Raw genomic sequence first — 20,467 nt, 5'->3', positions numbered from 1 at the left:
TTGAAAAGTCCTCTTGTCGGTATCAAAAGTTCTAGATCCCCCTAAATCCCCCGATAAATTGGGGGACTTTGATTCCGGGTTCCCCGCTTTTTAAGGGGAGCCAGTGCGTTGGGCGGCTCCGCCGACTTGGAGCGACTGGCGTGGATTAGGGGGGATCTAAAAGTGCCTAAAGTCACAGCAAAGTACTTTTCAAACAACCTCATCCTTGTTTCGACAACAACTTACCAATCGTGCGATTTTGTGGCGTAAAAGTCACCTTGGCCACCCGCTCAATATCAGCCGTCGTCACCGCCCCAATGTCATCCAACTGCTTAAACAAATTCCGCCAAGAGCCAGTTTTCACCTCATATTCCAACAATTGTTGAGCCATCCCCATATTGGAATCGAGGGTACGTAACAAACTCGCCCGCGCTTGAGTTTTCACCCGTTGCAAATCAGCCGCCGCTACAGGCTCAGTTTTTAATTTGTCAATTTCTTGGCGCAAAGCCACCGCCAATTGATCAACTGTATGACCCGGAGCCGTGAGAGCATAGAAAAATATCAGGTTTGGGTACTTATCTCCCGGAAATCCACTGTAACCTTGGGCATTCAGCGCCAAACGCTGCTTTTCTACCAAAGATTTATACAGCCGCGACGTGCGCCCATCACTTAATAAACTGCCAATGATTTCATAGACTGCATTATCTGGATGGGTAATTGCCGGACGATGATAACCTTCTAAATACCAGGGTTGCGAAGCTAGCTGTAAAGTAACTTCGCGTGTTTGTTTTTGTGGCGGTTCCACCGGGATTTGTTCAACAGCTTTGGTTTTTGCTTGAAAGCGGCCAAAATAAGCAAGAGCCAGTTTTTTTACCTCAGCCGGGTTGACATCTCCGACAATGGCGATCGCTAAATTACTTGGTACATAGTGAGTATCAAAAAAATTCTGGACATCTTCTGGTGTGAGATTGCGGATATCTTCGTCATAACCAATCACCGGACGCCTGTAGGGATGGACTTTGTAAGCAGTATCAACAAATTTTTCCACCATCAATCCAATGGGTGAATTCTCCACCCGCATCCGTCGCTCTTCTAAAATTACATCTTTCTCTTTATAAAACTCACGACGAATTACCGGATCGAGAAATCGCTCCGACTCCAACGACATCCAAAGTTCCAGCTTATTTGCAGGAAAGCTGTAAAAATAACGGGTGGCTTCAGTAGAAGTATTGGCATTTAAACCTACGCCTCCTGCTTGTTCGACTATTTGCCCCAATTCGTTTTGCTTGACTAACTTGCCTGCTTGAGATTCTACTTGTTTAAACTCAGTTTCTAATCGAGCCACCTCATCTTTTTTGCCATCGGCTTTCGCTGTTTTAATTTGGGCATTCAACTGCTCTAAGGCTTCTAATAAAGGTTTTTCTGCCTTGTAGTCTTTTGTCCCAATGCGCGTCGTCCCTTTAAATGCCAAATGTTCTAGAAAGTGAGCTACACCAGTTTTGCCATCTACCTCATCCACCCCGCCGACATTTGCGTAGGTAAGAAAAGAAACTACAGGCGCTTGATGTCGTTCTAAAACAATGAATTTTAGACCATTATCGAGGCGAAATTCCGTTAACTGCTTGATGACTCGATCTAGATAAGGTTGGATTGAAGTTTGAACTGGCGGGGTTTGAGTTTTGGCTTCTTGAGGAGGAGATCCGGTTTGAGTTTGAGCCAGAGCGACTTCTGGTAGTAATCCCCATGAGAAAATGATCAAAGCCAACAAAGTGACAAACAACCGCCGCAGTATTACAGATACTTGATCTGAACAATCCCAAATCCCAAATCGTTCGACTGAGCGTAGCCGAAGTCTAAAATCCAAAATTGACCCCCTGCTCTGTTTCATCAGCGAAAATTAAGATAAAGTTACATTAACTAAAAAACAAGATACTTAGCAAAAGAGCGTTAATCTGGTATCGAGATTTCAGTGGCTCTTTTTACTTGACATTAGACAATAATGCTACAAATCCTGTTACGGATATCTAACCATAACTGTTATGCGAATTTTTAATTCTTCCCCACCTTCCGAAGCTCAGACGCGCACCCGGATTTTAGAGGCTGCACAACGGTTGTTTGCCTCCAAGGGATTTGACGGCACTACCACCCGCGAGTTGGCAGAGGCGGCAGCTGTAGCTGAAGGTACTCTATTTCGTCATTTTCCCAATAAGAAAGCAATTTTGGTGGAAGTAGCCACAAGTGGGTGGGTAGAGATTCTGACAGATTTGCTGACAGAATTAAGTGAAATGGGCAGCTATAAAGCCGTAGCTCAGGTGATGCGCCGGCGGATGTGGAACTTCCAAAAAAATGCCGATTTGATGCGTGTTTGTTTTATGGAGGTGCAGTTTCACCCCGATTTGCGCGATCGCATTCAATTAGAAGTCATTACCAAAATGACCGATGTGGGCGAAGCGTTCTTTCAAACAGCGATGGATAAAGGCATTTATCGCCAAGGGGATGCCAAGCTAGTAGCCAAAGTTTTTTTAGGAATGTTTGCGATCGCAGGCTTTTCTAATAACACCCTCATCGAACCTGATGCTTCCCCCCAACAAATGCAAGAAATGGCCGAAGGACTTGCTGATATCTTCCTTAATGGTGTTTTAGTTAAAGAGTAGGGAGTAGGGAGTAGGGAATAAATGGGCGTTACGTATTAGTTATTCTTTCTCCCTCATCCCCCTCATCCCCCCACTCCCCACTCCCTAGTCCCTAGTCCCCAATATTTTTGCTTGCTGACTCCACTGTTGTACTAGCTCAATTGCTGGACACAAATCTCGTCGCTGCATTGTTGCTACTTGCAAGCGCATAATTTGTTGATGCAATCTGTGAGTCGGAGTTTGAGCCAACTGTGCCACAGAACCAATACCCGCATGGAGCAATAAACCACAATATTGTGTCCCAACACTGGGAATACGCGCTAAGTCAGCTAAAGCCATCCATTTATTTATATACTGAAGATGAATCTGTAGTTTATTGGCTAAGGCTAGTCTTGTTTCTAAAGTCTTCCCTTGTTTGACTAGCGCTACTGTGCTAGTAATTCCACAATTTTGCAGTTGGGATTGTTCTTCTTGGCTAAGTCCAGGTAATTGTTCAATTGGCCAGTCACTATATTGGACAGGACTTCTACTATCTTTGTGTTTAGCAGACATTTTTGAAATTAAAATATAAGGCTTCTTTAAATATTGTGACAGTCGTCTCTTGGCAAAAGTACGCTTTTGCGTGCTTAGTATTTGTATCACCTTGCTATCTTAACCCAACCTCTTGCAATGCCAATGCATCGGGTTGTAATGCGATTGCATCGACTTGCAAGTACAAAACCAAAATCGTTGGAGATCCCCCTAAATCGCCCTTAAGAAGGGGGACTTTGATTCTAGTTCCCCCCTTTTTTAAGGGGGGTTAGGGGGGATCTTCGACGATATCGAATCAGGTGAGCAGACTTGTGTGTACACCGTAGCCTTATAAAGGGCAGGGAACTAGATTTCTTGTTTCCCCCCAATATATCGGGGGGATTAAGGGGGGTAATTCTGGGATACAAGGGGAAAACAGACTTGTGTATACACCGTAGCTTACTGTAATTTACCTCGCATCACAGTTACTGCTTGTCCAGCAAGAAAGACGCGATCGCCTCCGTCATAATACACTTTCACCACGCCACCGCGACTCGATGCCTGATAAGCCAACAGATCATTTTTGTGCAAGCGATCGCGCCAGAACGCAGCAAGGCAACAATGGGCTGAACCAGTCACCGGATCTTCATTAATACCTACCTCTGGCGCAAAGAACCGAGAGACAAAATCATAATCTGAATCAGCATTAGTCAAGCTAGTAACTATAACTTTACCAACTGGTAAAGTTTTTAGTAGTTGAAAATTAGGCTGCATTTGCCGCACCAAATCTTCCGATTCTAATTCCACTAAATAACTTAGTGAATTCTGCAAGACAAATCTGTATGGTACACCCAAAGCAACCTTGAGTTCTGGAGGTGCAATGATTACTCGTGAGTGATTCACAGGAAAATCTAACTCAATCCACTCACCTTGCAACTTAGCAATTAGCACTCCACTTTTGGTATAAAAACGCGCAACTTCATCAGGTGATAAATGTCCCTCTGACCAAAGTACATGGGCACTAGCTAACGTTGCATGACCACAAAGTGGTACTTCTACCGTGGGTGTAAACCAACGCAAGTTGAAGCCATCATCCTGTCTAACTAAAAAAGCCGTCTCAGATAAATTCATCTCCTGCGCTACGTTTTGCATCCAGCGCTCATCTTGGGAAGTAGGCAAAACACAGACAGCAGCAGGATTGCCGGCAAAAGGTGTATTGGTGAAAGCATCAACTTGAGTAATGATTTGTCCTTCTGTAAGATTGCTCATTTACCCCCTAAGAGCAAGAGAAAAAATTAGCAGCCAGCATCGTAGTAACCACAGGCTCGACTCTAACAATTATTAGAAAAAATTATACAATTATTAGCAGTCAGTTATAAAAGCCTGTACTACCTCTGAGGCCGCCAATTCGGTTATGATGGTGTTTGGTGATGAATTTACCTACCACATCATCAGATTTGAGAGCTTTACCTGAATCCTTTTGGAGTGTGTCAAAGCCATTACTCCCATTCGCAGTGTTACCAGTGATGGTGCTGTAATTGTGAGGCTACCAGTGTTGAAAATGCCACCGCCCTCGCCGAAGAAAGAGTATTCGTCAGACTGTATTATATTCTCTGCTGTATTGCCAGTGATGATGCTATTGCTCAAAGTGAGAACGCCTTCATTGGAGATGGCACCACCGCCTCCTGCACTATTGTAGCTATTGGTAATAGTCAACCCGTTGATTGCAGCTGTTACACCACTGCCAATATCAAAAACACGGTCAGCACTATCATCTTTAATAGTTAGTAAGCTCGGATTTATTCCTTCAATGGTCAAGCTATCTGTGATACTCAGACTACTACCAGTCAGACTGATGGCATGAGCCAGCCCATCAGTAAACAGTCCACCAAAATTGATGATATTTGTTCCGCCAGCGAGATCGGCATTTAGAATTTGCTGCCGTAGTGAACCTGCACCACTGTTGTTAGTATTAGTGACGCTAAATGTAGACATTCAGATTACTCCAATTTTTTTACGCTGTATAAAAACTGCGCCCAATATTCCTATTGATACTACTACGAATATGCAAGCATTTTTTTACCAAGCCCCTTCGGGGCGGGAACAGGGAACAGGGAACAGGGAACAGAAAAAAGAATTAGCCCCGAATATAGGGTTTAGAGCAAGTAAATTTATTTATGAAAAGAGATAAAAATTTTTTGTTACAAGATGGCGTAAGCCACGATGTTTCAATGCGTCATTATTCAAATCCCCTAATTTTAATTATGGGGATTCCCTGTTCCCTGTTCCCTGTTCCCTGTTCCCTGTTCCCTGTTCCCTGTTCCCTGTTCCCTGTTCCCTGTTCCCTGTTCCCTGTTCCCTCTTAATGCTCAACCTTATTGTCGTTTTTTTAAGACATGAAAATTTTCGCAATCTCAGTAGATCACTGCGCTCTTTACCCAGCAAACCAAAGCCGTTCACATGCTTAACTCGTATAGCTTAGAGCTTTTTTTAGTGCCATTGGACTAAAGTCATGACTACAAACTTGCTTAATGAGAAGCGCCACATACAGTACCTTAGAGATTAGGAATACAATCTCCAAAAACTAGAGTCAATGTTAAAGCAAAACGAAAACATGAGGATAAAAATCTTCAGAAGCATCTTTGCTGCTATCAACTTAGCGCTAATTTCTGGGGGATTAGCTAGTTGTGTTGTTGAAGTACCACAGCCAGTTGCACCAACCCAGCAACCAAAACCAGTCGTACAAACTACCCAAGAGCCTAACCAGGTAAAGCAGAAAGGCAAGGATGACAAAAAAGATGGCGATCGCAAGGATGATAAAAAAGATGACGATAACGACTAAATAAAGGCAAACCCATCACCTTTATCCTTTTCTTTGAGTTGACATTTATGCTTATCCAACAAACTTTTACTTCCCTCATCGATACTTTACGCCACCGACGGCAACAACTAGCCAACCTCATTGACTTTCCCGCAATTTTGTGGTCAGGTAGCAACAGTCCACGCAACTTTCCCGCAAATGCCTTTCCGTTTCGCGCCAGTAGTCATTTTCTCTACTTCGCCGGACTGCCATTATCAAAAGCGGCAATTCGTCTAGAAGCGGGCAAACTAGAATTATTCATGGACGATCCCTCACCCAGCAGCGCCCTTTGGCATGGAGAAATGCCAACACGTGAGGAAATAGCCCTGCATATTGGGGCGGATGTGGCTCGACCAATGGCAGAATTAGAGTCTTGGGTAGAAGATGCTGCCACACTTGCTGTACAAGATGCAGCTACTTGGACGCAGCAATCGCAACTATTAAATAGATGGGTTTTGCCACAAAGTCCTCCCGAAGGAATAGACTTAGAGTTGGCGAAAGCGATCGCTTCTTTACGCCTCACCCACGATGAAGCTGCATTAACCGAATTACGAAAAGCTGCGGCTGTCACCGTCGAGGCACACAAAGCGGGGATGGCTGCAACACCTCAAGCCAAATTAGAAGCAGAAGTTCGGGCAGCGATGGAAGGGGTAATTATTGCCCACAATATGACCACCTCTTACAACAGTATTGTCACCGTTCACGGTGAAGTTTTGCATAACGAGCAGTATCACCACCCCCTACAACCAGGTGATTTACTGCTTGCCGATGTTGGCGCTGAAACCGAGACGGGTTGGGCAGGTGATGTCACCCGTACATGGCCAGTTTCGGGTAAATTTTCATCGACCCAGAGAGATATTTATAATGTGGTGCTGGCAGCCCATGATGCTTGCATTGCCAAAATACAGCCTGGTGTAGAGTATGGGGATATTCATCTACTAGCTGCTACGGCGATCGCTGAAGGTTTAGTAGAGTTAGGCATTTTACAAGGAAATCCCCAAAATTTAGTAGAGATGGATGCCCACGCGCTGTTTTTCCCTCATGGTATCGGTCATCTACTGGGTTTAGATGTCCATGATATGGAAGATTTGGGCGATTTAGCTGGGTATGAAGAAGGACGCCAAAGGAGCGATCGCTTTGGCTTAAGCTACCTCCGTTTAAATCGTCCCCTGCGTCCAGGAATGCTAGTCACAATTGAGCCTGGTTTTTATCAAGTACCAGCAATTTTAAATGATGCTAATGTGCGTTCAAAATATCAGAGTGTACTTAATTGGCAGCGTTTAGCTGAATTTGCTGATGTCCGCGGAATCCGCATTGAAGATGATGTTTTAGTTACCGCAGAAGGCAGCGAAGTTTTAACAGCCGCATTACCGAATGATGCCAATACTGTAGAGAATCTAGTCAATGGCTGAGTTCATACTTTTGTATCATGTTTGCTTGATTACTTATTAAACTCGAAGAACCCCACCCCGACAAAGCTATGCTTTGTCTCCCCTCCCCGCAAGCGAAGAGGGGATTAGATTCAGGACTTACGCAAACAATAGCCGAAAAGAGTGATTTTTTGGTAAGGGCAATTTTCTCGTTCCCATGCTCTGCATGGGAATGGCTGATTAGAGGCTCTGCCTCCAGTTATACATTGAGTCAGAGACTCAATGAATGCATTCCCAGTCGGAGACTGGGAACGAGTCAAGCCTTATCAAGCAAGGTTTTTAGGACTTGTGTGTACACCGTAGCCCCGCAAGCGAAGAGGGGATTAGATTCAGAACTTACGCAAACAATAGCCGAAAAGAATGATTTTTAGGTAAGGGCAATTCATGAATTGCCCCTACCTCGTGTAGTTTTGCGTAAGTCCTAAGACTAATAGGCTTGTCCCCTCCTCGCTTGCGGGGAGGGGATTAAGGGGTGGGGTGCAATGACTGTGAATATCAAAACTAAATTATTCAGACATTAGCTTTGCAGAACTCTTATTCCCGTAAACCCAGGTGATTTTGTAAGGCTTGGCGCATTACTTCTACAGGCAAAGTTTCCGACTGCAACCAGATTTTTAATGCTGCTACTCCTTGTTGAACTAGCATTTCTAATCCATCGATGGCGATCGCCCCTTGTTTTTCAGCTTGCTGGAGAAATTGCGTTGGTTTAGGAATATATATTAAATCGTAGGCGATCGCACCCGTTGGTAAATTTGCCATTTCCTCTACACTCAAAGGCGACTGATCAACCTTGGGATACATACCTATAGGAGTTGTATTTACCAGCAGATTTGCTTGAGGAATCAATTTTGCTAGTTCATCCCATGTACCGACTTGCAAATTCTCTTCTATAGGTGAATTACTCCAACTATCGCAAAATGCTTGTAATTTCTGCACATTGCGCCCCAACACATAAATTTTGGCAAAACCTAGTTGATGACAACCTGCAACAACTGCTCTGGCTGCGCCACCATTGCCTAAAATCACTGCTATCTTCTGACTCCAATCTTGTTTATATGTCGTCTGCAAAGGCGCGATAAATCCTTCTATATCTGTATTTGTGCCTACCCATCGGTTATCTTGGCGGCTAACAGTATTTACGGCTCCGATAGTTTGAGCCAAGGGTGTAATTTCTGAAAGTAGGGGGATGATTGCCTGTTTGTGAGGTATTGTCACACTAAAGCCGACAACACCAATAGCGGCAAAACCTGCGATCGCTACCTCTAAATTCTGTGGTTCGATGGGAAAAGGCAGATAAATGTAATCTAATCCTAATTGTGCGATGTCTTCTCTACGAGAGGCTTCCCTTCGGGACGCTACGACGAGCTGCGCTAACGCAGCATTATGCATCACTGGCGACAGCGAATGCTCCACCGGATGTCCAATGACACCTAGTAGTTTAGTTTTGCCTGTAATCAATCTTTCTTTTGTCATTTGTCCCTCATCTCCCCACTCCCCACCTAGTCTACAATTATTAGAAGCTACTTAATATTTCTTTAAATCATGCAGGCAACTACAGCCCCCTCTACAACCCCAATTCCTGGTAAATATTGGCAGTGGCGCGGGCACAACGTTTACTACGTGCGCGCGGGAGAGAAACAACTGCAACATCCACCCTTGCTTTTGGTACATGGATTTGGTGCTTCTACAGACCACTGGCGCAAGAATATCACAGGATTGTCTCAAGATTTTGAAGTATTTGCGATCGACCTTTTGGGATTTGGGCGATCGGCAAAACCAAAATTGCAGTACAGTGGCGACTTGTGGCGCGATCAACTCCATGATTTTATCAGCGAAGTGATTGGTCAAAAAGCAGTATTAGCAGGTAACTCCCTTGGTGGCTATGCTTGCTTGTGTGTTGCGGCACAACGTCCCGATAGCGTAGCTGGTTTAGTGTTGCTCAATAGCGCTGGCCCATTTAGCGAAAGCCAGCCGACACCTGAACCTGAAGCTTTGCAAAGCCAAATTCAGCCACCCAAAAAACCTTCTTCTTTACAGAAAATTCTGGGTAACTCGGTTAAGTGGATTTTTCAACAACCTTTAGCTCAGTTTCTCTTATTTCAATACGTGCGACAACGTTGGGTAATTCGCCGAACTTTAGAAAAAGTATATCTTGATAAAAGTGCAGTTACAGACCAATTGGTAGAAGAAATTTCTCGTCCTGCTTTTGATGTGGGTGCGTTGGATGTATTTATTTCAGTTTTTAGCACTCCTCAAGGGGAAAAAGTTGATGTGCTACTAAAGCAATTAACTTGTTCTTTATTGATATTATGGGGAGAAGCTGACCCTTGGATGAATACTAGAGAACGTTCTCCAAAGTTTCGTCAATATTGTCCTCAATTGACAGAAAATTTCTTAACAGCAGGTCATTGCCCCCATGATGAAATACCGGATAAAGTAAACCAACTTTTGCGCGATTGGGTTTTGTCTATTTCCCGGTGATATTAAGTTTCACTAAAGAATGTTGTTGAGAGACGCAATAAATCGCGTCTCTATTCGCAGTTTTTTCTATAAAAAACATAGTTAGATAAAAAGGAAAATACCATTAAGCTGAAATTCCTGTTATAACAATCTGTGAGCCTTCTAAAAACTTTTCTACTTTGATTTGTGTTCCTATTATTCGAGTATTATTTGGCGTAATTTGCTGGAGATTCTTACCTGATAAATCAGAAAGATAGCCAATAGTAGCATCTTCGCCGTTGAGTTTTTTATCTGTATTTGTGTCTTGGTCGATGATTCTATATAACCAAACTCTTGTGGTTGGTTTGTTTGCTGCTTTGACCTCCAATAAATCGAAGGAGGTGATAATGGCTTTTTTATTTAATAAAGGTTAAAAAGCTATAATTTCTCATAAAATTCTCCTAGGAGATATGTTGCTGTCCTATTTTATTCTCTGCTGGAGAATTAGCTATAGTCTTAATTTGAGTTTATATTGTACAAAACAAGCCCACATAAGTGGGCTTGTTTTGTTTTGTTTAGCAAAATAAGTGAAGTACCCTAACCAAAAGGTTTTGGGTTTCTTGGGCACATTAACTGTTTTTTGTTAATGTTATCCTAGTCTCACAACTAGCTCCTCAAGCGTGAATTCCGGCACTACCTGCCGTACTCATAAAATTATATCACAGTAAAATACCAAAAACCTGGTCGAGGTTGACCAGGTTTTATCGAGTTCACAGGTTTCAAATTGTTAAACTAATTAACTAACTGAAGGTTAATAACTAAGGTGGACTGAAAAAATAACAAATTCAGCATTCTCGCGTTTTTCCGCTTTAGAATTCGGCTTTGCCTTCTACATTAGGCTTTTTGCCACTTATTTGATATGCTGAAACTTGCTTGGGCTGATGACAAGGAGACACTAAGCCATTGACCCTATTTGTTTGCTTTTGTTTTGTTTTGTGTCCTAATACTTAAGTTATCACTTAGTTTGTTAGTTGCAACCCTTGCTTTACCAAAGTTGACGTTTTGTTAAATTTTGCAATCTAGAGCTATAAATTTGATCCCTAGCTCTCTTTTTAAGAAAGTTGAAGGGATATTGGATAGATCGGTATGGTTAACTCAACTGCATTGTCACCAATTCCACATAATCTGACTGTTATCAAGATGGTCAGTAACAATACGTCCAATGGAATCGATTTCTGCCAATTCAGTGGCGGAAAGCTGAATTTGGGCGGCTAAGGCGTTGTCTAGTGCTTGTTCGGGATAACGGGCCCCAACAATGGCATTTGTTTGAGGTTGGGCAATTAACCAGGCCAAAGCTAACTGAGCAAGGGTACAATTATGAAGAAGGGCTATAGGACGCAGTTTTTCTAGCGCTTGTTGAGCATGTTCAAAGTTTTTGCCTTGAAACAGTTTATTTTTAGCACGGTTATCTGTCGGGTCAAATTTATGACCAGGAGCAAATTTTCCTGTTAACAAACCCTGCGCTAAAGACGAATAAGCAAGGATAGAAATATTGTTTTCGATACAATAGGGCAATGCATCTTGTTCTACCTGCCTCCAGAATAAAGAATAGGGTGGTTGTAAACTATCAATACGTCCATAACTTGCTGCTTCTGCTAACTGGGCGTGGGAAAAATTGGAAACACCAATTGCTCGAATTTTACCTTGCTCTTTGAGCGAGTTAAGAGCGCTCATAGTTTCTTCGATAGGTACTATTTCGCTATTGAAAGCGCCGGAGGGCCAATGTATTTGGTAAAGGTCGATGTAATCAGTTTTCAGGTTGGTTAAGGAGCGATCGCAAGCTTCAATCACTTGTTCATAATTTAGATGGTTAGCAAAAACTTTCGTGGCATATTCTACGCGAGTTCGCACATCAGATAAAGCTTCAGCGACAATTCGCTCAGAGTGTCCTTCACCATAAACTTCAGCAGTATCAATTGTGGTGATCCCAGCTTCATAAGCGGCTCGGATAGTTTTAATCGAGTCAGCGTCCTCAATTCCCACCCACATTTTTTTACCAGCTTGCCAAGTTCCCATCAAGAGGGGTGTGATTTTGACTTCAGTTGTACCTAGCGATCGCTTTTCCATAACTCCTCCCTAATTCATTCCCTTGGACAGGTTCATACTTTATCAGTTTTAGCGTGAAATTAAATCAGAGTTACAGTAGATGCTGATGGAATTGACTACAACTTTTCATGCCCTCAAAGAATGGGCAGTTGCCGTAAATGCCTTGGAAAATGGCAAGACAATTATGTTGCTCCGCAAAGGCGGTATCCATGAACGAAATGGACATTTCCAAGTCGCCCACAACCAAATTTTGCTTTACCCTACTTATGAACATCAACAAGCTTTCATGCTGAAAGCAGAGTATGCAAATCATGTTTATCCAGTAACATCAGGTTGGCATCCTGAGACAGTTCGCATCGGCAGTTGGGCGGAAATTACGGATATTTTGCCCTGTAGTGACGAGTCTATTGTCAATACCTTACTTCCCTTTCATATTTGGAACGAGCATTTTATTACCGATCGCCTCAAATGGAAACCACGTCAACCCCTTTATATTCTCCTCCTGCGGACTTACAAACTACCCCAAGAGCAAGAAATTCCCTATTACGCCAAATACGCCGGCTGTAAGTCATGGATTGATTTAGATCAATCAATTCACTTGCAAGCAGCAAAACCAGTTTTATCTAACTTTGCATATACCGAACTAGTAGAGACAATTCGCGGCATTGTTGGCGACAAAATAGAGAGAAAGATTGACCGAATAATTCATAACTCTTAAGAGACTTCCAAGAAATAAATTATCCATCTTGTGGGGTGGGCATCCTGCCATAGGTGTCAAGTTAAGCTAAAACCATTTGAAAATCTCGTTTCCAGCCAAAGGCTGGAAATGCTGCTCATTGGGCTGGTGCCGCCAGTCTTGAGGCGGCAGCCTCAACGACGGACATTCCCAGTCTCTGACTGGGAACGAGATCATCTCTAAAAGCTTGTTCTAGACTGGCTTCCATGTTAAGTTGACACCAATGGCATCCTGCCCGCCCTAAATATGGGACGGGTGTTTACGTAGCGGCACGTAGTGCGAACACCCATCCCACAAAACAATATACGCAATTAGCAACGCCTGTTTTTATTGTCAACTCAGATCCTTTTGTTCAACCAGAAGGCAGATACTCAATTTCACTACTGTATCAAAGCTAAATTTACAATTACTTTAAGCATTTACACGCAAACTTAATTATTTATCGAAGCTATTGAAGAAACGGGCAACGTATTGTTTGAACTGATTGGAAAACTGGCAGAAAAAATTGAAGAGGAAATGGGTATCGAATTGCGCTACTGTGGAGAATTCCATTTTAGGAAAGAATCTGGTCATGCGATGACAAACGACCATACCATCATGGCAAAAATTGAAATGGATGACCAAAGACGTGCCGAGGCGATTGAAAAAGTCAATTTGGTGTTTGCTTGGTTTACAGAATGGACGGAAGAATTGCTAGCGTATACCAAGGAAAACCTGAATCATTCATTGGAGCCAGTTGCACAAAAAATTAGTATGAGTTCAGTTTATAGTTTTTGATTAGCAAATTTCGTTAGTGTGATTCGAGAACTGGTTCACCTGAAGCCCCCTCCAGAAACTATCGTTGCTCTCATAGATGGCGACTCAGTAATTAGTCCTGGTATTCGTAAAATTTGCCCACGCCTAGCCCCTAGAAATAGAATTTAGAGGCTAGCCCTGCGTGGTTAACTTGATCTGATTGCAAATTGCAAACCTATACTTAAAAAAGTAGCTCTTGTTACACCCAACCGCAAAAAACGCGGATAACATTAGAAAAATCTTACCTGATAAAGAAGGTGAGACAAAGCTGTTTATCTTTGTGTCCTACTAGCAGCTATCCTCCAGGCTATGACTTATTAAGTAATTATCCCGAAGGGGATAAAACTTAATTACACTTTGTCTAAAGTATTAGGCAAAAATTACTCCGCGAGGGTGAGAATTTGCTTGACAAAAGTCTGTTATTATGCGTTATTAGCTAAAAAGCAAAGGAGTTTGCAATGCATCGACAAATGTGCTGGTTATCTAAGTCTGGTGGCGACGGAGAGAAAATTTTGTATTTGCAGACAGAACCCAATCAACCTTGGCGTCCCTACACAGCTTTTGGACATATTGCAGTGCCAGATTATAAAATAGAAGGTGGTTCTAAAGGTTGGGCAACTTATCAAAAACTTATCAAAGCAGGCTGGACACTGGTATCTAGCGCCCGTGCAAACGAGTTCGGCGGCAGCAGCAGCTACGCAGAGTCAACAATCCAAAATCAATAAGGGAATTGGGCATTGGGCACTTGTACTGAGCGTACCCCTCCGGGGATCTTGCTACGCGTAGCGTCTCCAAGAGTTGCCGTTGGCGCAGCCTAAGAAGAGAAGTATTGGGAATTAGTTATTTTCCTCATCTTCCCTACTCCCTCACACCCTCACAAACCTCTGGGGGAACCTTCACCGCGAGGATCAGCAGCCCCTTCTAAAGTTCCATCAGATGTGACAGCGATCGCATTACCATTTCCCCAAGGGGTAGTTTCCTTAATTTTATGCCCCCGATGGCGTAAGTCTTGCACAGTCAGAGCATCCAAGCCCCAGGATTCCACGCGCAACTCATCGGGAAGCCATTGATGATGTATGCGTGGAACAGAAACAGCTGCACCAACATCCATGTTGTATTCCAGCACATTCAGGATCACTTGCAAAACCTGGGTGATGATGGTGCTACCACCAGGCGCACCCGCAGCCATACGGAAATGACCATTTTCTGTGACAATTGTGGGAGTCATGCTGGATAGGGGAGTTTTGCGGGCTGCAATGCTGTTGGCATCGTTACCAACTAAACCAAAAGCATTAGGCACTCCTGGCGCAGCTGCAAAATCATCCATCTCATTGTTGAGGATAATTCCAGTTCCCGGTGTCACCACACCAGCACCAAAAACCAGGTTAATTGTGAAAGTTAGACTGACGGCGTTGTGTTCTTCATCTACAACAGTCAAATGAGTGGTTTCAGTAGATTCATGGCGAGTCGCGTGCAGTTTGAGAGATTGATCTGAGAACGGGATAATATTTTCTCCCAAACTTTGATTATTAGCTTGACTAAAACGTTGTAGTGTCTCTTTGTCTACTGGCTTGATCTCGGTCGAGGGTCTAGCCACTTGCATATTAATTTCTTGACGGCGTTTTTTGGCGTAAGCTGGACTGAGCAGTTCTTGTACAGGGACTTTGACAAAATCAGGATCGCCTAAATATTGTGAGCGATCAGCATAAGCAATTTTCATTGCTTCTACCATTAAATGTATTGCGTCGGGATGATGCCATCCTAAAGATTTTAAATCAGTGTCACCAATAATATTTAGAATCTGTAATAGGTGAACGCCTCCCGATGATGGAGGTGGCATTGAGCAAATTTTAGCTTTGCGAAAGTTTCCACAAATGGGAGTGCGCCAGATTGGTTTATAGGCTTTGAGGTCTTCTAGAGTAATTAAACCACCATTTTTGGCCATATCAGCCGCGATCGCCCGAGCAATACTGCCGGTGTAAAAATTTTGGGGATTTTCGGCAATTGCTGTTAAGGTACGTGCCAAATCTCGCTGCACCAGCTTGTCCCCTGGCTGATAAAATTCACCGTTGCGAGTGAAAATTTCTCGCGCTGCTGGATTGTTGAGAACTTCTTGTTTGCGGGACTCGTTTGCTTGCAGAGAACGCCAAGTTACTGCATCACTGACAATAAAACCATTTTTAGCGAGTGCGATCGCAGGTTTCATTACCTCTTGCCAAGAAAGTTTACCATAGCGACGATGCACTTCATAAAGTCCCGCTACCGTTCCTGGTGTAGCTACTGCCAAATAACCATTAATACTTGCATTGGGGCGCACCTTTCCTTTGGCGTCAAGATACATATTTCTTGTGGCTTTCAAGGGTGCGCGTTCGCGGAAATCTAATGCTTTCATCTCGCCAGTTTTCTCAGAGTGCATTAGTAAAAATCCGCCGCCACCGATTCCCGCCGAAAAAGGCTCAACTACCGAAATTGCAAAGGTTGTGGCTACAGCTGCATCAACTGCATTACCACCTTTGCGTAACATCGAAATTCCCGCTTCGCTTGCTAGGGGATGGGCTGAAACCACCATCCCCTTTTTGCTGCGTAGGGGTAAAGTCAAGGCGGCTGACGCAACTTGACTGTAAAGGAAGACAGTGAAATAAAATATGGCGATCGCTACGCCGGCCGTAGGCATCGCAACTCCCTTGGGTTTAAAACCAGTAAGCATTTTTATGTCATTTCTCCTAAAATCTTATACTTGTTTAGCATCTTGGTGTGAGATTATTAATGTGATATGATTTGAAGATTTTACACTACTTATAAATGCTATGTTACGAAAAATAAGTGAAACATTTTTCAAAGCTTTAACTATTGGCTTATGTATCTCTAGTGGAACCGTTCTCTCTCAAACATTACCACTTCCCTCTAACTTAGTAGGATTTAGTACACCGGAAGGTGAAAAATTATTATTTGAGAGTAAATCAAAAGAAGACTTTTTCCCACTGAGTATGCAATTCACCACTCAAAATAATCAGGCATATTGTGGTGTTGCTAGTATGGTTATGGTACTAAATGCTCTACAAATTCCAGCACCAGAAGCACCCCAATACAAACCATATCGAGTATTTACTCAAGAAAACTTTTTTAGCAATGATAATACAAAAAAAGTGCTAACTGCTGAAGCTGTATCTCATCAAGGTATGACCTTAGACCAGTTAGGGCAATTACTAGCCAGCTATGGCGTTAAAGTAAATGTTTACCATGCTGCCGACACTAGTTTAGAGCAGTTCCGCAAACAAGCGGTAGAAAATTTAAAACAACCGCAAAATTTCGTTTTAGTAAACTATTTACGCAAAGAGATTGGTCAAGAAAAAGGTGGGCATATTTCCCCTTTAGCAGCATATAACGAACAAACAGATAGATTTTTAATTCTTGATGTTTCTCGTTATAAATATCCACCAGTTTGGGTAAAAACAGCAGATTTATGGAAAGCAATGCTCACCAATGATTCCTCATCAAATAAGAGCCGTGGCTTTGTATTTGTAAGCAAAAGCCTTTAATATAAAAATTCAGAGACGCGAACGCGAACGCCAACGCGTCTACGACAACATCTAAAATGTGAGTTAATATGGATACCGTAATTACACCACAAAGAATCGAGTTACCACCTGGCGCGGTGTTGAAGCTTTTGGGAGACTGGAAAGCCTATCAAGTATTGAGTCAGCAACTAGGCGATCGCTCCTCGCCTCGGATTAAATATCGAAGAGGGGAAATTTTACTGATGGCACCGCTACCAGAGCATGGAAGAGATGCAAGCTTGTTGGCATTGATAGTAATAGTTCTACTTGACCACTTAAACCGCATATACGAATCATTTACGTCCATCACCATGAGCTTGCCAGAAATTAGTGGTATTGAACCAGACTATTGCTTTTACATTGAAAATTGCAGAGCAGTAGTAGGGAAAAAAAGAATTGATTGGGAGTCAGATCCACCACCAGATTTAGCAATTGAAATAGATGTGACAAGTTATACCGACGTTAATGATTTCTTGCCTTATCGAGTGCCAGAAATCTGGATATTAAAGAGTAATCGGCTATTAATTTATCGATTGCAGGGAGAAAGTTATGCCCTTACAGAAAGCAGCTACTTTCCTAACGTCAGAGAAATTGTGCAGCAATGTCTCCAAATGGCCAATGAGCAAACAACAAGTGAAGTCATTAGGTGGTTAAAGAACTTTTTGCGTGAACAACAGTAGTACAATGTCTAAGCTAGTAATTAAAAGTTTGTAGTAAGCACTTTAGTGCTTAGAAAACAAGGACTAAAGTCCTTACTACGAACTTACTTACCCATCAATTTAAACTTGACATACTAGAGGGTGTGTTACCCTAACCCTTAACTACGAATTACGAATTATTTTAATCCCTTCGATTTGCGAAACTCCTGGACAACATCTTTAATATCACGTAATTCCCCCTCAACTAAATAGTTTAACTGTCGCATTTCATCTGCCGAAATCTTTCCTGTGAGTGAAGCGATCGCTGTTTTTAATTCGGGATATTTTTTTAATATTTCTTGTCGGACAATTGGCACAGTTTCGTAAGGCGGAAAATAGTGTTTATCATCCTTGAGTACAACTAAACCCAAGCGAGAAATCTGTCCGTCAGTGGAATTACCCGCCACCATATCTACCTGTTTTTGAATCAAAGCACGATATATTAAACCTAAGTCCATGATTTGGGGAGGTTTAGCAAAACGTAAATCATAAGTTTTAGCTAATCCTGGAAAACCATCTTCTCGTTCTAAAAATTCATAGCCAAAACCACCCCGCCATTGTGGTGTATATTGAGTAGCTTCAGATAGAGTTTGAATATTGTAGCGTTTAGCATCTTCACCCCGAACAATCATCGCAAAAGTATTTTCAAAACCCAAGCTTGGCATTACTTCCAAATTGAATTGCTGGGAGTATGCTTGTTTTAATCTTTCATAAACTTCTTTAGGATCGTTAACTGCCTTTTGCTTTAAAATTGCAGTAAAAGCTGTACCAGTATACTCAATATATACATCAATTTTACCAGCAGTAATAGCACTATGACAGACAAAAGAACCACCTAAACGGGGGCGACGAGCTACTTTTAAATTAGTTGTCGCTTCAATTTGCTGGGCTAAGAGTTCACCTAAAATATCTTGTTCGGTAAAATCTTTGGAAGCAACGATAATATTACCACCGCTACTACTATTTAGATTCGGCGTACAGCTAGTAATTACCAACAACAAGGCAAAACTTAAAAAGCAAAGTGCGAAAAATCTTTTCATTAACTTTGAATTTTTAATTTATTCTCCAACCAACCAATTGCAAAGTCAGCCAGTAATGCAATTACCGCCGCCGGAACTGCACCAGCTAAAATTAACTGATCGTTCACTACTGAGATACCGCGAAAAATAAACACTCCTAAACCACCAGCACCAATTGCTGCGGCAATAGTTGCAATCCCAATAGCAATTACTGTTGCTACTCGCACTCCTGCCAGAATTACTCCCATTGCTAAGGGAATCTCAACTTGTAACAATAATTGTCTATCTGTCATTCCCATGCCTCTTCCAGCTTCTCGAATCGCTGGATCTACGCCCATAATACCTGTGTAAGTGTTACGAATTATCGGCAGCAAGGAATATACAGTCAAGGCAACAATTGCTGGTACTGCACCAATTCCGCCAATTATTGGAACAGGAATGAGTAAGCCAAACAGCGCTAAACTAGGAATAGTTTGCAGAATATTCGCTATGCCGAGAATTGGTTGCCGGAGATAAGTTTTACGGGTAATTAAAATACCTAATGGAATGCCTACAAGGATGGCAATTCCAATTGCAATGCCTACCAAAAATAAATGTTCTAGAGTATGCTGAAGAATTTCTGGAGCATACTTAACGAGAAAGAAATTTTTCATAAAGTGTCTGGGAGAGAACGCAGACATTGGAGAAAGGCAAGGCTTTCTGGGTGTTGCGATCGCATAAATTCATCTATCGTCCCCAATACTACCAATTCTCCGCCATACATTAAACCAATTCTCGATGCCAAAACCAAGGCTTCTTGAATATCGTGGGTGACAAAAACAACTGTTTTGCCTAATTCTTGCTGCAAATGCCGAAACTCTTGTTGCAGTTCTAGCCGCGTAATCGGATCGAGTGCGCCAAAGGGTTCATCCATCAATAACATTGGCGGATCTGCTGCTAAAGCCCTGGCTACACCGACTCTTTGCCTTTGTCCTCCCGAAAGTTCATGGGGGTAACGTCCGGCGAATTGTGCTGGTTCTAAGCCTACCAATTGTAACAACTCGTAAACCCGCGTTTTTATTTGTTTAGGTTGCCAACCTTCCAAAGAAGGGACTAAACCCACATTGCGTTCAACTGTAAAATGGGGAAATAAACCAATTTCTTGAATAACGTAACCAATTTTTCGCCGCAGTTTAATTTCATCCCATTGAGTTGTGGGAATGCCATCAAATAAAACTTCGCCTTGTGTAGGTGTAAATAGGCGATTAATTAACTTCATTGTTGTAGTTTTGCCGCTACCACTGCGTCCAAGTAATACCAGTGCTTCTCCTTGGCGGATGGTGAAATTTAGATTTGACACCAATGGGCGATGGTTGCGGCTAAAGGTGACATCGCGGAATTCAACGGCGGTTTGGTTATTTTGCGGCATGAATGGTTTTTGATGGACGCTAGCTATATGTATTATGTGCTGATTTTGCTAGCGTGCTAACCCCCGATTTGCTTGCAACAACAGATGCCCAAACTTCATAAGCTGTAATTGGCGCTAATACCAATTCTGTATGAAGATGCACTAAACCATATAAAAAAAACGAACCGCATTCGCGCAGCGTCTCGTAAGAGTTGGACGCAAAGGACACAAAGAAAGAAAGAAAGAAAGAAAGAAAGAAAGAAAGAAAGAAAGAAAGAAAGAAAGAAAGAAAGAAAGAAAGAAAGAAAGAAAGAAAGA

20 protein-coding genes and 1 pseudogene are annotated in these 20,467 nt (G+C 42.5%); 10 read left to right on the top strand and 11 right to left on the bottom strand.

Going from position 1 to position 20,467, the window contains the following annotated elements; all coding sequences use genetic code 11:
- Positions 1 to 199: 199 nt before the first annotated feature.
- Positions 200 to 1,867, bottom strand: coding sequence for a M16 family metallopeptidase (locus tag V7K97_RS22895; RefSeq protein WP_334803286.1), 1,668 nt, complete (start codon positions 1,865 to 1,867; stop codon positions 200 to 202).
- Between the two features lie 151 nt (positions 1,868 to 2,018).
- On the opposite strand from V7K97_RS22895, the gene V7K97_RS22890 reads away from it, so the two are divergent.
- Positions 2,019 to 2,633 (top strand): TetR/AcrR family transcriptional regulator, encoded by a 615-nt coding sequence (locus V7K97_RS22890; RefSeq protein WP_334803285.1) that lies wholly within the window; start codon positions 2,019 to 2,021, stop codon positions 2,631 to 2,633.
- Between the two features lie 84 nt (positions 2,634 to 2,717).
- Here V7K97_RS22890 and V7K97_RS22885 read toward each other — a convergent pair whose 3' ends face one another.
- The 3 genes from V7K97_RS22885 to V7K97_RS22875 all read right to left on the bottom strand — a co-directional run bounded on the left by V7K97_RS22885 (position 2,718) and on the right by V7K97_RS22875 (position 5,117).
- A complete protein-coding gene (locus V7K97_RS22885) occupies positions 2,718 to 3,164 on the bottom strand; it encodes a DUF4332 domain-containing protein (protein WP_334803284.1) in 447 nt (148 codons plus the stop codon).
- A 417-nt stretch (positions 3,165 to 3,581) separates the two neighbouring features.
- On the bottom strand, positions 3,582 to 4,391 hold the full coding sequence (locus V7K97_RS22880) for a PhzF family phenazine biosynthesis protein (protein ID WP_334803283.1): 810 nt from the start codon (positions 4,389 to 4,391) through the stop codon (positions 3,582 to 3,584).
- 171 nt (positions 4,392 to 4,562) lie between these two features.
- A complete protein-coding gene (locus V7K97_RS22875) occupies positions 4,563 to 5,117 on the bottom strand; it encodes a hypothetical protein (protein WP_334803282.1) in 555 nt (184 codons plus the stop codon).
- Between the two features lie 619 nt (positions 5,118 to 5,736).
- Between V7K97_RS22875 and V7K97_RS22870 the strand changes: the two genes are divergently transcribed.
- Positions 5,737 to 5,964 carry a hypothetical protein gene (locus V7K97_RS22870; protein ID WP_334803281.1) on the top strand — a complete coding sequence of 76 codons (228 nt, stop codon included), beginning with the start codon at positions 5,737 to 5,739 and terminating at the stop codon, positions 5,962 to 5,964.
- A 47-nt stretch (positions 5,965 to 6,011) separates the two neighbouring features.
- On the top strand, positions 6,012 to 7,394 hold the full coding sequence (locus V7K97_RS22865; protein ID WP_334803280.1) for an aminopeptidase P family protein: 1,383 nt from the start codon (positions 6,012 to 6,014) through the stop codon (positions 7,392 to 7,394).
- A gap of 552 nt (positions 7,395 to 7,946) precedes the next feature.
- Here V7K97_RS22865 and V7K97_RS22860 read toward each other — a convergent pair.
- Positions 7,947 to 8,885, bottom strand: a complete 939-nt coding sequence (locus tag V7K97_RS22860) for a shikimate dehydrogenase (RefSeq protein ID WP_334803279.1) — start codon at positions 8,883 to 8,885, stop codon at positions 7,947 to 7,949.
- A gap of 69 nt (positions 8,886 to 8,954) precedes the next feature.
- Between V7K97_RS22860 and V7K97_RS22855 the strand changes: the two genes are divergently transcribed.
- Complete coding sequence (locus tag V7K97_RS22855) at positions 8,955 to 9,893, top strand: alpha/beta fold hydrolase (RefSeq protein WP_334803278.1); 939 nt, start codon at positions 8,955 to 8,957, stop codon at positions 9,891 to 9,893.
- Between the two features lie 172 nt (positions 9,894 to 10,065).
- Here the strand turns inward: V7K97_RS22855 and V7K97_RS22850 are convergent.
- Positions 10,066 to 10,278 (bottom strand): annotated as a pseudogene (locus V7K97_RS22850) (hypothetical protein); the annotation flags it as partial.
- 740 nt (positions 10,279 to 11,018) lie between these two features.
- Positions 11,019 to 11,978, bottom strand: a complete 960-nt coding sequence (locus V7K97_RS22845) for an aldo/keto reductase (protein WP_334803277.1) — start codon at positions 11,976 to 11,978, stop codon at positions 11,019 to 11,021.
- A 79-nt stretch (positions 11,979 to 12,057) separates the two neighbouring features.
- Here V7K97_RS22845 and V7K97_RS22840 point away from each other — a divergent pair, with 79 nt between their 5' ends.
- The 3 genes from V7K97_RS22840 (at position 12,058) to V7K97_RS22830 (ending at position 14,213) form a co-directional block, all read left to right on the top strand.
- On the top strand, positions 12,058 to 12,675 hold the full coding sequence (locus tag V7K97_RS22840; protein ID WP_334803276.1) for a DUF1802 family protein: 618 nt from the start codon (positions 12,058 to 12,060) through the stop codon (positions 12,673 to 12,675).
- A gap of 489 nt (positions 12,676 to 13,164) precedes the next feature.
- Positions 13,165 to 13,470 carry a hypothetical protein gene (locus V7K97_RS22835; RefSeq protein WP_334803275.1) on the top strand — a complete coding sequence of 102 codons (306 nt, stop codon included), beginning with the start codon at positions 13,165 to 13,167 and terminating at the stop codon, positions 13,468 to 13,470.
- 476 nt (positions 13,471 to 13,946) lie between these two features.
- Positions 13,947 to 14,213 carry a hypothetical protein gene (locus V7K97_RS22830; protein ID WP_334803274.1) on the top strand — a complete coding sequence of 89 codons (267 nt, stop codon included), beginning with the start codon at positions 13,947 to 13,949 and terminating at the stop codon, positions 14,211 to 14,213.
- 149 nt (positions 14,214 to 14,362) lie between these two features.
- On the opposite strand, the gene ggt is transcribed toward V7K97_RS22830, so the two are convergent.
- Positions 14,363 to 16,162 carry a gamma-glutamyltransferase gene (gene ggt / locus V7K97_RS22825; RefSeq protein ID WP_334803273.1) on the bottom strand — a complete coding sequence of 600 codons (1,800 nt, stop codon included), beginning with the start codon at positions 16,160 to 16,162 and terminating at the stop codon, positions 14,363 to 14,365.
- Positions 16,163 to 16,295: 133 nt separating this feature from the next.
- On the opposite strand from ggt, the gene V7K97_RS22820 reads away from it, so the two are divergent.
- Positions 16,296 to 17,027, top strand: coding sequence for a phytochelatin synthase family protein (locus V7K97_RS22820; RefSeq protein ID WP_334803272.1), 732 nt, complete (start codon positions 16,296 to 16,298; stop codon positions 17,025 to 17,027).
- A 68-nt stretch (positions 17,028 to 17,095) separates the two neighbouring features.
- The gene (locus V7K97_RS22815) at positions 17,096 to 17,725 is read left to right on the top strand and encodes a Uma2 family endonuclease (RefSeq protein ID WP_334803271.1); all 630 of its coding nucleotides are present in this window, start codon (positions 17,096 to 17,098) and stop codon (positions 17,723 to 17,725) included.
- A 155-nt stretch (positions 17,726 to 17,880) separates the two neighbouring features.
- Here V7K97_RS22815 and V7K97_RS22810 read toward each other — a convergent pair whose 3' ends face one another.
- Genes V7K97_RS22810 through V7K97_RS22800 form a run of 3 tightly spaced genes read right to left on the bottom strand, consistent with a single transcriptional unit; the run spans position 17,881 to position 20,170 of the window.
- Entirely contained in the window at positions 17,881 to 18,783 is a 903-nt protein-coding gene (locus V7K97_RS22810) for a glycine betaine ABC transporter substrate-binding protein (RefSeq protein WP_334803270.1), read from the bottom strand.
- Positions 18,783 to 19,415, bottom strand: a complete 633-nt coding sequence (locus V7K97_RS22805; protein ID WP_334803269.1) for an ABC transporter permease — start codon at positions 19,413 to 19,415, stop codon at positions 18,783 to 18,785. The genes V7K97_RS22810 and V7K97_RS22805 overlap by 1 nt, the downstream gene beginning before the upstream one ends.
- The gene (locus V7K97_RS22800) at positions 19,412 to 20,170 is read right to left on the bottom strand and encodes an ATP-binding cassette domain-containing protein (RefSeq protein ID WP_334803268.1); all 759 of its coding nucleotides are present in this window, start codon (positions 20,168 to 20,170) and stop codon (positions 19,412 to 19,414) included. Before V7K97_RS22800 ends, V7K97_RS22805 begins: the two co-directional genes overlap by 4 nt.
- Before the next feature lie 108 nt (positions 20,171 to 20,278).
- Between V7K97_RS22800 and V7K97_RS22795 the strand changes: the two genes are divergently transcribed.
- Positions 20,279 to 20,467: hypothetical protein (locus tag V7K97_RS22795; protein ID WP_334803267.1), on the top strand; the 189-nt coding region annotated here is incomplete at its 3' end.

This window comes from Nostoc sp., assembly GCF_036917815.1.
GTDB lineage: Bacteria > Cyanobacteriota > Cyanobacteriia > Cyanobacteriales > Nostocaceae > Nostoc.
This window is presented reverse-complemented; position numbering and strand designations above follow the sequence as displayed.

Excerpts from the sequence above, each read along its gene's own strand:
- V7K97_RS22895 (WP_334803286.1), bottom strand. The coding sequence starts at position 1,867 with ATGAAACAGAGCAGGGGGTCAATTTTGGATTTTAGACTTCGGCTACGC.
- V7K97_RS22890 (WP_334803285.1), top strand. The coding sequence starts at position 2,019 with ATGCGAATTTTTAATTCTTCCCCACCTTCCGAAGCTCAGACGCGCACC.
- V7K97_RS22885 (WP_334803284.1), bottom strand. The coding sequence starts at position 3,164 with ATGTCTGCTAAACACAAAGATAGTAGAAGTCCTGTCCAATATAGTGAC.
- V7K97_RS22880 (WP_334803283.1), bottom strand. The coding sequence starts at position 4,391 with ATGAGCAATCTTACAGAAGGACAAATCATTACTCAAGTTGATGCTTTC.
- V7K97_RS22875 (WP_334803282.1), bottom strand. The coding sequence starts at position 5,117 with ATGTCTACATTTAGCGTCACTAATACTAACAACAGTGGTGCAGGTTCA.
- V7K97_RS22870 (WP_334803281.1), top strand. The coding sequence starts at position 5,737 with ATGAGGATAAAAATCTTCAGAAGCATCTTTGCTGCTATCAACTTAGCG.
- V7K97_RS22865 (WP_334803280.1), top strand. The coding sequence starts at position 6,012 with ATGCTTATCCAACAAACTTTTACTTCCCTCATCGATACTTTACGCCAC.
- V7K97_RS22860 (WP_334803279.1), bottom strand. The coding sequence starts at position 8,885 with ATGACAAAAGAAAGATTGATTACAGGCAAAACTAAACTACTAGGTGTC.
- V7K97_RS22855 (WP_334803278.1), top strand. The coding sequence starts at position 8,955 with ATGCAGGCAACTACAGCCCCCTCTACAACCCCAATTCCTGGTAAATAT.
- V7K97_RS22845 (WP_334803277.1), bottom strand. The coding sequence starts at position 11,978 with ATGGAAAAGCGATCGCTAGGTACAACTGAAGTCAAAATCACACCCCTC.
- V7K97_RS22840 (WP_334803276.1), top strand. The coding sequence starts at position 12,058 with ATGCTGATGGAATTGACTACAACTTTTCATGCCCTCAAAGAATGGGCA.
- V7K97_RS22830 (WP_334803274.1), top strand. The coding sequence starts at position 13,947 with ATGCATCGACAAATGTGCTGGTTATCTAAGTCTGGTGGCGACGGAGAG.
- ggt (WP_334803273.1), bottom strand. The coding sequence starts at position 16,162 with ATGCCTACGGCCGGCGTAGCGATCGCCATATTTTATTTCACTGTCTTC.
- V7K97_RS22820 (WP_334803272.1), top strand. The coding sequence starts at position 16,296 with ATGTTACGAAAAATAAGTGAAACATTTTTCAAAGCTTTAACTATTGGC.
- V7K97_RS22815 (WP_334803271.1), top strand. The coding sequence starts at position 17,096 with ATGGATACCGTAATTACACCACAAAGAATCGAGTTACCACCTGGCGCG.
- V7K97_RS22810 (WP_334803270.1), bottom strand. The coding sequence starts at position 18,783 with ATGAAAAGATTTTTCGCACTTTGCTTTTTAAGTTTTGCCTTGTTGTTG.
- V7K97_RS22805 (WP_334803269.1), bottom strand. The coding sequence starts at position 19,415 with ATGAAAAATTTCTTTCTCGTTAAGTATGCTCCAGAAATTCTTCAGCAT.
- V7K97_RS22800 (WP_334803268.1), bottom strand. The coding sequence starts at position 20,170 with ATGCCGCAAAATAACCAAACCGCCGTTGAATTCCGCGATGTCACCTTT.